The organism is Sphingorhabdus sp. (genome assembly GCF_046596595.1).
Classification (GTDB): domain Bacteria; phylum Pseudomonadota; class Alphaproteobacteria; order Sphingomonadales; family Sphingomonadaceae; genus Sphingorhabdus_B.
On sequence record NZ_JBKJMB010000116.1, the window covers coordinates 25,221 to 38,793 of the forward strand.

13 protein-coding genes are annotated in these 13,573 nt (G+C 57.9%); 11 read left to right on the forward strand and 2 right to left on the reverse strand.

Annotated elements, in window-relative coordinates; translation table 11 throughout:
• The first annotated feature begins 98 nt into the window (after positions 1 to 98).
• From bchI to ACLL9E_RS11380, 4 genes are read left to right on the forward strand one after another with little or no spacing between them, the layout of a single operon-like run.
• Positions 99 to 1,100 carry a magnesium chelatase ATPase subunit I gene (gene bchI / locus ACLL9E_RS11365; RefSeq protein WP_411291843.1) on the forward strand — a complete coding sequence of 334 codons (1,002 nt, stop codon included), beginning with the start codon at positions 99 to 101 and terminating at the stop codon, positions 1,098 to 1,100.
• Positions 1,097 to 2,776, forward strand: coding sequence for a magnesium chelatase subunit D (locus ACLL9E_RS11370; protein WP_411291844.1), 1,680 nt, complete (start codon positions 1,097 to 1,099; stop codon positions 2,774 to 2,776). The genes bchI and ACLL9E_RS11370 overlap by 4 nt, the downstream gene beginning before the upstream one ends.
• Positions 2,773 to 3,669 carry an alpha/beta fold hydrolase BchO gene (gene bchO / locus ACLL9E_RS11375; RefSeq protein ID WP_411291845.1) on the forward strand — a complete coding sequence of 299 codons (897 nt, stop codon included), beginning with the start codon at positions 2,773 to 2,775 and terminating at the stop codon, positions 3,667 to 3,669. Before ACLL9E_RS11370 ends, bchO begins: the two co-directional genes overlap by 4 nt.
• Positions 3,670 to 3,711: 42 nt before the next feature.
• A complete protein-coding gene (locus ACLL9E_RS11380) occupies positions 3,712 to 3,870 on the forward strand; it encodes a hypothetical protein (protein ID WP_411291846.1) in 159 nt (52 codons plus the stop codon).
• 403 nt (positions 3,871 to 4,273) lie between these two features.
• Here ACLL9E_RS11380 and ACLL9E_RS11385 read toward each other — a convergent pair whose 3' ends face one another.
• Positions 4,274 to 4,993 carry a hydroxyneurosporene dehydrogenase gene (locus tag ACLL9E_RS11385; protein ID WP_411291847.1) on the reverse strand — a complete coding sequence of 240 codons (720 nt, stop codon included), beginning with the start codon at positions 4,991 to 4,993 and terminating at the stop codon, positions 4,274 to 4,276.
• 119 nt (positions 4,994 to 5,112) lie between these two features.
• Complete coding sequence (gene crtD / locus ACLL9E_RS11390; protein WP_411291848.1) at positions 5,113 to 6,651, reverse strand: 1-hydroxycarotenoid 3,4-desaturase CrtD; 1,539 nt, start codon at positions 6,649 to 6,651, stop codon at positions 5,113 to 5,115.
• A gap of 91 nt (positions 6,652 to 6,742) precedes the next feature.
• On the opposite strand from crtD, the gene ACLL9E_RS11395 reads away from it, so the two are divergent.
• The 7 genes from ACLL9E_RS11395 to pufA all read left to right on the forward strand — a co-directional run bounded on the left by ACLL9E_RS11395 (position 6,743) and on the right by pufA (position 13,456).
• Positions 6,743 to 7,864, forward strand: coding sequence for a methyltransferase (locus tag ACLL9E_RS11395; RefSeq protein WP_411291849.1), 1,122 nt, complete (start codon positions 6,743 to 6,745; stop codon positions 7,862 to 7,864).
• Positions 7,865 to 7,974: 110 nt separating this feature from the next.
• A complete protein-coding gene (gene bchC / locus ACLL9E_RS11400) occupies positions 7,975 to 8,910 on the forward strand; it encodes a chlorophyll synthesis pathway protein BchC (RefSeq protein ID WP_411291850.1) in 936 nt (311 codons plus the stop codon).
• Positions 8,907 to 9,890: a chlorophyllide a reductase iron protein subunit X gene (locus tag ACLL9E_RS11405; protein ID WP_411291851.1), complete on the forward strand. Its 984-nt coding sequence runs from the start codon at positions 8,907 to 8,909 to the stop codon at positions 9,888 to 9,890. Before bchC ends, ACLL9E_RS11405 begins: the two co-directional genes overlap by 4 nt.
• 108 nt (positions 9,891 to 9,998) lie before the next feature.
• The gene (gene bchY / locus ACLL9E_RS11410) at positions 9,999 to 11,435 is read left to right on the forward strand and encodes a chlorophyllide a reductase subunit Y (RefSeq protein ID WP_411291890.1); all 1,437 of its coding nucleotides are present in this window, start codon (positions 9,999 to 10,001) and stop codon (positions 11,433 to 11,435) included.
• Positions 11,432 to 12,877, forward strand: a complete 1,446-nt coding sequence (gene bchZ, locus ACLL9E_RS11415) for a chlorophyllide a reductase subunit Z (protein WP_411291852.1) — start codon at positions 11,432 to 11,434, stop codon at positions 12,875 to 12,877. The genes bchY and bchZ overlap by 4 nt, the downstream gene beginning before the upstream one ends.
• A gap of 129 nt (positions 12,878 to 13,006) precedes the next feature.
• Positions 13,007 to 13,234, forward strand: coding sequence for a light-harvesting antenna LH1, beta subunit (gene pufB, locus ACLL9E_RS11420; protein ID WP_411291853.1), 228 nt, complete (start codon positions 13,007 to 13,009; stop codon positions 13,232 to 13,234).
• 12 nt (positions 13,235 to 13,246) lie between these two features.
• Positions 13,247 to 13,456 carry a light-harvesting antenna LH1, alpha subunit gene (gene pufA / locus ACLL9E_RS11425; protein WP_411291854.1) on the forward strand — a complete coding sequence of 70 codons (210 nt, stop codon included), beginning with the start codon at positions 13,247 to 13,249 and terminating at the stop codon, positions 13,454 to 13,456.
• The last annotated feature ends 117 nt before the right edge of the window (positions 13,457 to 13,573 follow it).

Sequence of the window (13,573 nt, forward strand, 5' to 3'; positions counted from 1 at the left end):
ACTGAAAGCCCCTGAAGGTGATTATTAATCCCCAGCAGAATATCCCGGTTGGCATAATCGCGGCTTGCCGTGCCGCTTTTGTATGATAGCAACGGCGCATGGGTGGATTTCCTTTCAGCGCGATCGTCGGCCAAGACGAAATGAAGCGCGCATTGTTAATAGCTGCGGTTGATGCGCGTATTGGCGGGGTCATGATCTTTGGTGACCGTGGCACGGGCAAGTCAACGGCGGCACGCGCGCTTGCGGCGACTTTGCCGCTGATCAAGATTGTCGAAGGATGCAGGTTCAATTGCGACCCCGACCAGCCGCATGATTGCCCCGACCATTGCAGCAGCAACCGTGCGCGCAAGATTTCGGTGCCCTTTGTCGATCTGCCTTTGGGCTCGACCGAGGACCGCGTGCTTGGCTCGCTCGATCTCGAACGCGCGCTTGCGCATGGTGAAAAGCAGTTTGAGCCTGGATTGCTCGCCAAAGCCCATCGCGGTTTTCTCTATATTGACGAGATCAACCTGCTTGAGGACCATGTCGTTGACCTGCTGCTCGATGTGGCGGCGTCAGGCGAAAATCTCGTCGAACGCGATGGCCTCAGCATCCGGCACAACGCGCGCTTTGTCCTTGTCGGCAGCGGCAATCCCGAAGAGGGCGAGCTTCGCCCACAATTGCTTGATCGCTTCGGTCTGTCGGTCGAGGTCCGCACCCCGCAGGACATTTCAGAGCGTGTCGAAATCATGAAGCGCTGCGATGCCAATGAACAGGACGGCGCAAGCTTTGCCGCAGCCTGGGCCGCCGAGGACGCCAAGGTGCTTCGCCGCATCGCCCGCGCCAAGGCTGCCTTGCCCTCGGTCGAGACGCCCGAAAGCATCCTGTCCGACATGGCTGAACTGTGCAAAGCGGTCGGCGCTGACGGACTGCGCGGCGAGCTCACCTTGATGCGCGCAAGCCGCGCGGTGGCTGCACTGGACGGCAAGAAAACCGTTACGCGCGCGCATCTCAAATCGATTGCGCCACTTGCGCTTCGGCACCGGTTACGGCGCAATATATTGGATGAAACCGGATCAACGGTCCGTATCGAACGCGCGCTGGAGGAGCTTTTCGGGTGAGCGACGCGCCGTCACTGAACGCGACCATCAGTGACGCAGAATTGGCGCTTCAGCTTTTCGTTCTTTCACCAGCGGCGTTCGGCGGGATCATCTTGCGCGGCGATAGCCCGGTGCGCGACGAGATGCTGGATGATGCGCGCGCCGCGCTCCACGGCCCTGTCGTCAAAATACCCTCCAATGTCGATGCCGAACGCTTGCTTGGCGGACTTGACCTTACCGCCACCTTGTCTGCGGGCAGAACCGTGATGCGCTCGGGCCTGCTGACTGCAGCAGCGGGCGGCGCGGTCATTTTGCCGATGGCTGAACGGATCGCGGCCAATGTCGCGGCGCATGTCGCGCAGGCGATGGACGACGGGAATCTGGCAGTCATCCTGCTCGACGATGGCGCGGAGCCTGACGAAGCGCCGCCCGCGATATTGATGGAGCGGGCCGCATTCCATGCCGACCTATCGGCGCTGCGCACGCGATGCCCAAAAGATTGGCCGGACGCCATCAGGCTGACCGCCGTCGCCTCTCTGACCGACGCGCAACTGCATGCAGTTGCATCCACCGCCCTTGCGCTTGGGGTTGGTTCGGTCCGGCCGTTGATTTTCACGAACCTGGCGGCACGCGCGCATGCCGCATTGCACGGACGTGCTATAGCGATTGATGCCGATATCATCGCTGCGGTTGGACTGGTCCTGTCGCCACGCGCGACGCAAGTGCCGCAGATGGAACCTCCGCCACCGCCCGAGCCCGAGCAGGACGACACACCTCCAGACAACGAACCAGACGACAGCGATGAGAACCGCAGTATCGAGGATATCGACCTGAACGATATCATGCTTGATGCCGCCGCCGCCGCGATCCCCAAACATATTCTCGACCAGATAGATTCAGCCACACGGCGCGGCGGCAAGGGCGCCGCGGGTAAGTCGGGGCAAAAACAAAAGTCCGCAAGCCGTGGCCGCCCGATGAGTGCACGGCCTGGCACGCCGGGAAACGGCAAAAGGCTCGCGCTGATCGATAGCCTGCGCGCCGCCGCGCCATGGCAGAATATCCGCAGGCAGGCGGCCAAGGCGGGCGATACCCGCAAAATCCACATCCGAACGTCCGATCTGCGCGTCCGCCATTTCGAGCAGCGCAGCGAGACATTGACGATCTTTGCAGTCGATGCCTCTGGTTCGTCAGCCTTGTCGCGATTAGCCGAGGCAAAGGGCGCGGTCGAAATGATGCTGGCGCAAGCCTATGTCAAACGAAGCCAGGTCGCGTTGATCGCGTTCCGGCAATCGGCAGCCGAGATATTGTTACCGCCCACACGTTCGCTGACTCGGGCACGGCGCGCGCTGGCCGCTTTGCCCGGCGGTGGCGGCACGCCATTGGCGGCTGGATTGATTGCCGCAGGCCAATTGGCGGAATCGGCGACGCGATCAGGCCAGACGGCGTTGATTGCGGTGCTGACCGACGGCAAGGGCAACGTCGCGATGGACGGGAGCGCCAACCGGACTGTGGCGATGGAAGAAGCCAATCAGGCGGCGCGCAATCTGGCGATGCTTGGGCTGAGCAGCATTGTCATAGACATCTCGCCGCGCCCGCGCGAAGAGGCTGCCGCGCTCGCGGCGGCTTTGAATGGTCGCTATTTACCGCTGCCTCAGGCGCAAAGCGCGGCGATGGTCGCAGCGATTGAAAGCCTGTGAGCGGGCGCTATCCCGATTGGGCAAGTGACGGCAAGGATTGGCCAAATCGCGAATCGAGTAGTTTCGTCCGCGCGGGTGGATATCATTGGCATGTCCAACATATGGGCCTTGGCGCGGCCGACGCACCGCTGTGCCTGTTGATCCATGGCACGGGTGCCGCGACGCACAGCTGGCGCGCATTGATGCCGTTGCTGGCCAAACAATATCGCGTGGTTGCGATGGATTTGCCGGGTCACGGTTTCACCAAGTCCGGCGTGACGGGCAATGTCACGCTGGCCGGAATGGCCGCGTCGCTTGCCGCCTTGCTGGACGAACAAGGATGCACGCCTGACCTGATCGTCGGCCATAGCGCAGGCGTTGCAATCGCTGCGCAACTGATGCTCGATAAGCGTTGGTCGGTTCCGCTGGTCGGTTTTGCGCCAGCCTTGATGCCGTTCCCAGGTCTTGCGGCGCGCATATTCCCCTCGCTTGCCATAATGCTGTTCACCAATCCCTTTGTTTCGATCATCTTTTCACGGATGGCGCAGGCCCCGGGGCAGACTGCCAAGTTTCTTGCCCGCTCCACTGGATCGAAGATCGACGCTGAAGGCGCAAAATTTTACACGCGGCTGTTCAGCAAATCGGGCCATTGCGACGGCGCGATCCGGATGATGGCAAACTGGCGGCTTGAGGCTTTGGGCGCGCGGCTTGGCGAAGTCACGTCACCTGTTTTGCTGATCCACCCAAGCAAGGACGCCGCCATTCCAAAATCCGCCGTGACCGATGCCGCCCGACTATTGCCGAATTGTGAAGTGCTGGACATGCAGGGTTTTGGCCATCTGGCCCATGAAGAAGATCCCGAGCAAGCTAAGGAAATTGTAACCGTATTCGCTAAGGCAAAGTTGAAGCCATAATCATTAAATATACGACAAATGAGTCGTTATGGGAGAGGCAAAGTGGAACCGAGCGCATTCGACAATATGGGTTGGATCGAGATCGTTTTCGGGGGCATTGTCGCGCTTGGCTTCGGCTTCTGGCAATTATGGTCGATCAATCGTGAAATTGCCAAAGACAAGGAAAAGGCTGGCAAAGAGCGCGCGCCGGAAAAAGAGTAATGCCCCTGCTTGCAATGTAGGATTTGGCCTGTCATTCTGATCAGACTATATCGGTAACCGCCCAAATGGCTGTAGGGGCATGCAATCAGCCCGTAGATTTTTCTGCAGCCATTTAGGTGAGACCTTAGTGTGACTTTCCAATCTCGTGGATGGTTGGCGATCCTTCTCAGTCCACAAATGTCGTCATCCCCGCGAAGGCGGGGATCCAACACGTGGTGGTTGGTTGCGCAAAGCCGTTGAGTTTAAATTGACGTCAGGCGCTGGATCCCCGCCTGCGCGGGGAGGACGAAGGAGAGGCTCAATCTCCCGATCCCGTTCGTGTCGAGCCCAGTCGAGACACCCATCGGTCGCGCTCCCACGCTCCGTGTCTCGACTCGGCTCGCCACCAACGGAGGCAAAAGTTTTACTTCGCCTCGCGCGGCATCTTGTACGGCAGCATGAACTGCACCACCGGATTGATCAGCCGGTCGAGCGAAATGCTCTCTTGAATCGCAATGACTGGCTCCCCCCACAGACGCGCAGACAAAGCGGTGCGCGCGTAAAAGGGCGAATCTTCCCATGTCTTGATAACCGAGGCATGCCCGCGGTCAGCGCGGGTTTGCCGCTCCATGCCCCAATAAGTATATGGCATTGGTGCGACCATAGGCAGCTCCACCTCTGTTGGCGTACCGCTTGAATCGAAACGCAGCGCGCTTGCGAAATGGCTTCCGTCGCGGCGTTTGCCTTCGTAAATGACGGCAACCTGCTTGGCGACATGCGCGCGCGACCAATGCCAGCTTTGGAAGCCGTTTTCGATGGGTTCGCTGCCCTGGTTGCTGTCGAGATAGGCGCTGCCTTTCCACGATATGTCAGGCTGCTGCATCTTGACCTCGACCGATGCCCGTGGGGCAATGGCTTGCCAATGGTGACGGCCTTGCGGATCCAGCTTGAAACTGCGGTCGTTGAGCAATTCGGGCGTCAATATGATCTGGCCCTTCACCCGCCGACGCCATGGGATGCCCAAACGGATATCGCGCTCTTCGATGTCGATGATCAGCCGGTCCTTGTCCCAACGCATCGCGCTTGGTCCGATTTGCAAGCAGTCGCGCTCTTGGGTTGTTTCGCCCACGCCCCGCTCGGTCATGACCCAGCGCGCGCCCTTGCCATAAAGCGCGATGTTAAGGCAGCTATGGTCGACGGGGATATTGCGGCCCGACTTCTTGTAATAAGGCGAAAAGACGCTGCCGATAAAGCCTATGATCGTTAGCCCGAAGCGCCCATCATTGCTGAGCGCGTCGACATACCACCAGCGATAGCCTTGCGGTGGAACCAGCGTGTCGAAATATGGTCGGACAGCAAGGCTTGCGTCGCGAGCCTCCCCGACAAGGCGGCCATCGGGACCCCTGCTCCCGGATGAGTCGCCCCGCCCGCGCAGTAAAGCCCACGGATCGATGTCCGGCTGCCGGGCCGGAGGAAGGAAGCCGCCCACCCGTGCGAGGCCCGTCCATAAAGGGCTCCACCCGTCGCCGGGAAGAGCGTCGCGAAATCCGCTGGTGTCACCAGCCGGTGTGGCAGTGGATCCTCCAGTTCCAGTCCGCACGCGCGCAAGCGTGCCAGCATGTCCGTTGTGCATCTGTCTCTCTCCCTTGATGCGTATTGTTCTGTGTCGCCATTGGCAGGCGCGTTGACGATGATTTGAAGCCTCTCGGGCCGATTTGCCGGGACGCCTGCCTGCCCGCGATCAAGCGCGCAGACATAAGCGGTGGGACTGGCGGGCGGACGGCCAGCCTTGATGTCTCTGAACTCGGCCTCGTAATCGTCCGAGAAGAAGACATTGTGATGGTCAAGCTCAAAGCCGCTGGTTTTGGCGTTGGCAAGCCAGACCAGAGCGGAAAGCGACCGTGCCTTTGCAGGCATTTTGCGCGTAGCGCGCGCGGCAGATGCGCCCAGTAGGCCGGATGCCAAGGCGGCAGGGTCACCGTTAAATATGACCTTGTCGGCGGCCAGATATTCGCCACTGGCAAGCGCAACACCGGTGACCTCCTTGTGCTGAACATCGATGCGCGAAACCGGCGCATTATAACGGAATATCACGCCCTTTTCGCGGGCCAGCTTCTCCAGACCTGCCGCCAGCGCACTCATCCCGCCTTCGATCGCCCACACCCCTTGCGCCTCGACATGCGCGATGAGCATAAGAGTGGCTGGCGTGTGAAATGGCGATGACCCGCAATAGGTTGTGTAGCGACCAAATAATTGAAGCAAGCGCGGGTCGTCGAAATGCTCCTTGAGCACTTTCCACAGGCTTTCATAAGGGCGAATGGCAACCAACGCGCCGACGCGCCAAAGCCCGATCCGCCACATCAGGCCGGGCGGATATGTCTTGGAATCCTGCAAAAACGGCCGATCCAATATCTCAAATATCCGCCGCGCTTCTTGTGAGAAGCTGTCAAACCCAGCCGCTGCTTTGACCCCTGCAAATTCCCCGATAGCATCTTTGCTACGCGCATGGTCAGCAAACAGGTCAAGCCGCGTGTCCGCATTCCACGCGTGGCGCGCGATGCGGTGTGCTTTGTGCAAAGTCAGATAATCGGATGTGTTCGCGCCCGCCGCCGCAAAGATATCGTCGATCACCGCGCGCATCGTAAATACCGTCGGCCCCGCATCGACTTTAGCACCGGACACGCCGAGTTGCCGCACTTTGCCGCCTGCCGCTGCTTCCTTTTCGACAACCGTCACTGCCATGCCGCGCGATGCCAGCAATACCGCACTGACAAGACCGCCAATGCCAGCGCCGATGATCAATGCGGATGAGTCTTGGCGGGTGATAACGGCTCCACGTAAAGATTGAATTGACCGCAGGCTATCAGAAGTCCAATCAAATGGACAAACATTTATGTCCGATAGTTATTACACTCCATCTCTGAAGGCGCGTTGGGTGCTTCGGCGGAATGCGATCCTAGGCAGTCCAGGATTTCAGCGCTGGGCCTCGCGCACGCCGATTGTGCGGAGCATTGCACGGCGCAAGGCAGCAGCGCAGTTCGATATGATTGCAGGCTTTGTCTACGCGCAGGTTCTTGCCGCCTTCGTTGAGTCGGATTTGATTAGCTATCTTAATGGCCACTTGCGTAGCACGCCGGAAGTCGCGGCGTTTACTGGGCTTGCGCCAGATGCCGCATCCCGCCTGCTACATGCGGGCGAGTCGCTGCAAATCTCCGAGTCGCTTGCTGACAACTGGTGGACACTTGGTGAGGCGGGAGCCGCATTGTCGTGCAATGATGGTGCGCTGGCGATGATTCGTCACCACCGCCTGCTCTACCGGGACCTGACCGACCCGCTGGCGCTTTTTGCTAAGGACCGCCGCGAGGAAACGGCGTTATCGGCCTATTGGACGTACGCATCCAAAAGCGGCAGCCAGGAAAAGGCCGCGGATTATTCGGAATTAATGGCGGCGACTCAGCCAATGGTATCGCAGCAGATTATCGATGCTTATGATTTTAAGGCGCACCGCCGGATGCTTGATGTGGGCGGTGGATCGGGCGCTTTTGCGGCAGCAATCCTTCAGGCAGCGCCCGCACTGGAGGTCGGGATCTTTGACCTACCGGAGGTCATAGAGGCCGCAAAGCAGCGATTCGCGAACGCACCTTTGTCCGCCAGCTGGCAGCTTCACCCCGGCAGTTTTAAGGCCAGTCCTCTGCCTGAAGGTTATGACCTGATCACCCTGTCGCGAATCCTCCACGACCATGACGACGACGTCGTGCAGACCTTGTTGGCGAAAATCTATTCGGCCCTACCAACTGGTGGGCGACTGCTCATAGTCGAGCCAATGGCCGACAGCCCGCATGCCAAACCGATGGGCCACGCCTATTTCGGGCTCTATCTATGGGCGATGGGCTCAGGTCGGCCCCGAACCGCTGCCGAACTGCAAATCATGCTGAAAGCCGCCGGATTTGCGAATATCAAGCGAGTGCGCACCGCTTTGCCAATCATCACGAGCGCGATTGTCGCAATTAAATGACACATGACTGTCCAATTTATTTGACAATTAAAACTGTTAGGATAGTTTGACACCTGAGAGAGCCTCCATCCATCAATTGGAGTGAGGTGGACAGGGAAGAAAAGACAGTTTTGGAAACTTCAGCGATCATATTCGAAGCCCCAGGCAAGCTCGCGATGCGCAACACCGCATTGACGGCGATGGGAAGCGGAGACGTTCGGGTGGAAATCCATTATAGCGGCATCAGCACCGGTACAGAAAAGCTGTTATGGACCGGAAATATGCCAAGCTTTCCCGGCATGGGTTATCCATTGGTTCCCGGGTACGAATCGATTGGCCGCATCATTGATGCAGGTCCAGAGCATCAGCAAAGAATCGGCGAGTGGGTTTTTGTCCCCGGCGCAAGTTGTTACCGCGACGCCCGCGGGCTCTTCGGGGGCGCTGCACGCAACGTCATCGTCGCGTCTGCCCGCGCAATGCCCATCAACGAAAATCTTGCTGAGCAGGGCGTTTTATATGCGCTTGCTGCAACCGCGTTGCACGCCATATGTCGCGGCGAGCCGCCACAACTCATTATTGGACACGGCATATTGGGACGGTTGCTCGCGCGCCTGACGATCGCCGCTGGCGCACCAGCCCCCGTCGTCTGGGAAACCAATGTGACACGGCAGGGCGGCGGCGTTGGGTATCACGTGATCCATCCGCAAGATGATGACCGCCGTGATTATGCGCATGTATATGACGTCAGCGGCGACGCGTCGTCGATAAACAGCTTTATCGGCCGTCTTGCCAAGGGGGGTGAACTCGTCCTGGCTGGTTTTTACAGCCAACCGATCAACTTCGATTTTGCGCCCGCCTTTCAACGTGAAGCCCGCATCCGCATTGCTGCGGAATGGCAGCCAGATGACCTGCATTCGGTGCACGCATTGATTGAAACCGGCGCGCTTGACCTTTCGGGCCTGATTTCCCGCATTGAACCCGCAACGCAAGCCGATGCGGCCTATCCAGAAGCTTTTGAAAACCCTGATTGCCTGAAAATGGTACTCGATTGGAGAGAATGCCAATGACTATGCTCGACATAGAGGCTTTACGCGGTGAAGCCGCGATTGAACCGGATCCCGTTCACACGGGTGAAATCAAAAAAGAAACACAGATTATTGCCATTTACGGCAAAGGTGGCTCGGGCAAAAGCTTCGCGTTATCAAACCTCAGCTACATGATGGCGCAGCAAGGCAAGCGTGTGCTGCTCATCGGTTGCGATCCCAAATCGGATACAACATCATTGCTGTTTGGCGGTAAAAGCTGCCCCACAATCATTGAGACTTCGTCACGTAAGAAACTTGCTGGTGAAGAAGTTTCCATTGAGGATGTTTGCTTTCAGCGCGACGGTGTCTTTGCCATGGAGCTTGGCGGACCCGAAGTTGGCCGGGGGTGCGGTGGACGCGGAATCATTCACGGATTCGAACTTCTGGAAAAACTTGGCTTCCATGACTGGGGCTTTGATTATGTCCTGCTCGACTTCTTGGGCGACGTTGTCTGCGGCGGCTTCGGTCTGCCGATTGCGCGGGACATGTGCCAAAAGGTCATCGTCGTTGGATCAAACGATCTGCAATCACTCTACGTCGCGAACAATGTCTGCAAGGCCGTTGAATATTTCCGCAAAATGGGCGGAAATGTCGGCGTTGCGGGCATGATCATCAACAAGGATGATGGCACCGGAGAAGCACAGGCTTTTGCTGAGGCAGTCGATATTCCTGTGCTTATTGCGATCCCCGCAAACGAAGACATTCGCCGCAAATCAGCCAATTATCAAATCATCGGCACGTCCGACAGCGAATGGGGCACGTTGTTCGCGCAGCTTGGCGAAAATGTCGCCAACGCCCCGCCACGTCAGCCAAAGCCACTTGAGCAAGACGGGCTGCTCGGCCTGTTCTCGCCCGATGAAGTAGGCGGCAACATTCAACTTGTTCCCGCCACGCAGGCGGACATGCGCGGCGGCACTTACGAAGTGAAGCCATCGCTTGAAGTTATTTATGATGAGGTATGATGCGTGACTGAACTCGTTGCCCCTGCAGGAACAGACCGTGCGCGTGATCGCATTGATCTTACCGCTGCGCCTGCAGAAGGCAGCGGATGCCATGGCGGCAAGGACACAATGCTTGAGGCTGCAAAGAAGGCCGGCAAAACCGAGATTCTTGACCAATATGCCGCCGATTATCCGGTTGGCCCGCACGATCAGCCCCAATCAATGTGCCCAGCCTTTGGCTCGCTTCGTGTTGGTTTGCGCATGCGCCGTACTGCAACGATCCTGTCAGGATCAGCATGCTGCGTCTACGGCCTGACTTTCACCTCGCATTTCTACGGCGCACGGCGCAGCGTTGGCTACGTACCGTTCAGCTCGGAAACCCTCGTCACCGGCAAATTATTCGAAGACATTAAAGAAGCCGTCGAACTGATGGCAGACCCCGAAAAATATGACACGATCGTCGTGACCAATTTGTGCGTCCCGACCGCAAGCGGCGTGCCTCTGCGGCTGCTGCCTGACTCAATTAATGGCGTACGCATCATCGGTATTGATGTTCCCGGCTTTGGCATTCCTACTCATGCCGAAGCTAAGGACGTGCTTGCAGGGGCCATGCTGAAATATGCGCGGACGGAGGCTGGGCAAGGCCCGGTCGCCGCACCAGCCTCACTACCGGACAAGCCTTCAGTCACTTTGCTCGGCGAAATGTTCCCTGCTGACCCGATGGGCATTGCACATATGCTCGAGCCACTTGGACTTGCCGCCGGACCCGTAGTGCCCACACGCGAGTGGCGCGAATTATATGCGGCACTCGATGGCGCGGTCATCGCCGCAATCCATCCTTTTTACACCGCCAGCGTGCGCGAGTTTGAAGCCGCTGGACGCAAAGTCGTCGGCTCTGCGCCAGTTGGCCGCGACGGAACAGCCGCATGGCTTAAAGCGATTGGTGAAGCAACGGGCGCAAGCGCTGATCAAATCGCCGCGGCCCAAAACGCCATATTACCTGCAATCCAGGGCGCACTCGCCGCAAAGCCCATTAAGGGCAGGATCACGGTATCGGGCTATGAGGGCTCGGAATTGCTGGTCGCGCGGCTATTGATCGAAAGCGGCGCTGATGTTCCTTATGTCGGCACCGCGTGCCCACGCACGAAGTGGTCGGACCCCGACCGCGAATGGCTTGAGGCCAAGGGCGTTCGTGTGAATTACCGTGCAAGTCTTGAACAGGATATTGCAGCAGTCGAAGAATTCCACCCTGACTTGGCAATCGGAACCACCCCGGTCGTTCAACACGCCAAGGCCAAGGCCATTCCAGGGTTGTATTTCACCAACCTCATCTCCGCGCGTCCTTTGATGGGCCCCGCCGGCGCAGGAAGCCTTGCGCAAGTCATCAACGCCGCCATCGGCAACAAAGAACGCTTCGACAAAATGCATGCCTTTTTCGAAGGTGTGGGTTCAGGCTATACCGCCGGTATCTGGGAAGACACGCCAACCGACCGGCCCAAGTTCAAAGCGAAATTTGCAGCACAAAATGCCGCAGCCGCCAAAGCAGCGGAGGCGATTGGATCATGACACTCATCATCGACCATGACCGCGCCGGTGGCTATTGGGGCGCCGTTTACGCGTTCACTGCCATCAAGGGCCTTCAAGTCATCATTGATGGTCCAGTCGGCTGCGAAAACCTGCCGGTCACATCGGTGCTGCATTATACCGACGGCCTTCCGCCGCATGAATTGCCGATCGTCGTCACTGGCCTTGGCGAGGAGGAATTGGGAAAAACCGGCACCGAAGGCGCTATGCGCCGCGCCTGGAAAGCGCTCGACCCGGATTTGCCAGCTGTTGTTGTAACTGGCTCCATCGCGGAAATGATTGGTGGTGGTGTCACGCCCGAAGGCACCAACATCCGGCGGTTTTTGCCCCGCACCATTGACGAGGACCAATGGCAGTCCGAAGACCGCGCGCTGACTTGGCTCTGGACCGAATTTGGTCCAAAAAAGAATATCATGCCAAAAGAGTTGGCGGAAGGTGATAAGCCGAGAGTTAACATTATTGGTCCATCTTATGGCGTATTCAACATGCCATCGGATCTTGCCGAGATCCGCCGCCTGATCGAGGGCATTGGCGCCGAGGTGAACATGGTGTTCCCGTTGGGTACGCATCTGGCAGATATCCAGAAGCTTGCGCTCGCTTCGGTCAATGTCTGCATGTATCGTGAGTTTGGTCGCAACCTGTGTGAAAAGCTTGAGCGTCCATATCTTCAGGCACCCATCGGGCTTGATTCAACGACGCGGTTTTTGCGCCAGCTTGGCGAAATGACCGGGCTGGATCCTGAGCCCTTTATTGAAAAAGAAAAGCATACGACCATCAAACCGCTTTGGGACTTGTGGCGTTCGGTGACCCAGGATTTCTTCGGTACCGCAAGCTTCGGTATTGTCGCTACAGATACTTACGCACGAGGCATTCGCAAGTTCCTTGAAGATGACATGGGCCTCCCGTGCAATTTTTCATTCAGCCGGACTGCGGGGCAAAAGCCCGACAATCAAGCGGTGCGCGATGCCATTTTCGACAATCCGCCATTGGTGATTTTCGGCAGCTATAACGAACGCATGTACATGGCCGAAAGCGGCGGGCGCGGGATATTCGTCCCCGCCTCATTCCCTGGTGCAGCCATCCGCCGCCACACCGGAACACCCTATATGGGCTATTCCGGCGCGACCTATTTGGTGCAGGAAGTGTGCAACGCGTTGTTCGATGCGCTTTTCCACATATTGCCGCTTTCAACTCAGATGGACTCAGGGGCTGCTACGCCAGCCAGAAGCCAAACTATGTTGCGTTGGGATCATGAGGCCAAAGCAAAGCTGGACTCCATTGTCGAAGCGCAACCGGTATTGGTGCGCATTTCAGCCGCGAAAAACCTGCGCGATGCCGCAGAACGCAGCGCCCGCCGCGCCGGTGAGGACCATGTGTCCGCCGAACGGCTCGCCGCTGCCATGTTACAGGGGGCAGACGCATGACCGGCGCCCCGCATATTCATCCAGCCATGGGCCGGATGTCGCTTAACTTTGCAGCAAAGGGTGCTGCAGGGCAAACGCCCGGAAGAGTCACAAAATACGGCTCGAAGGGGTTAAAATGGAGTAGGGAATATGAGCGATAACGAACGCTTTGGACCCGGAGCCTATCTGACTCCGGAAGAAGCCAAGGAGTTTCACAAAATTTTTGTGAGCAGCTTCATTGGTTTTACCATCGTCGCAATCATTGCGCATGTGTTGGTATGGATGTGGAGACCTTGGTTTCCAACCGTCAATGGCTACGCAATGCTGAATGATGCGGTCCAGGTTGCTACCGCAACCATTACAACAATATTAACATAAGGAGGCGGTATCATGTGGAGAATTTGGTTAATATTTGATCCGCGCAGAACATTGGTTGCTTTGGCAATCTTCCTGTTCGTCCTGGCCTTGTTAATTCACTTTATCCTGTTGAGCACCGATCGCTTCAACTGGATTGAGGGTCCAACTATTGTACCGGCTGCTGTCGCAGCTCCGGTTGCTGCTGCTCCGGCTGCTGCACCTGCAATGGCTCCGGCGAATTGACCTGAACCAGAACCCCTAAGAGGTCGTGGCGCTTCGGCGTCACGAACCTCCCGGGGATCAAAACAATCAACCTGTTGCATCGTGTGACAGGTCCGTGGTGCCTGCCCATTGGGGGTA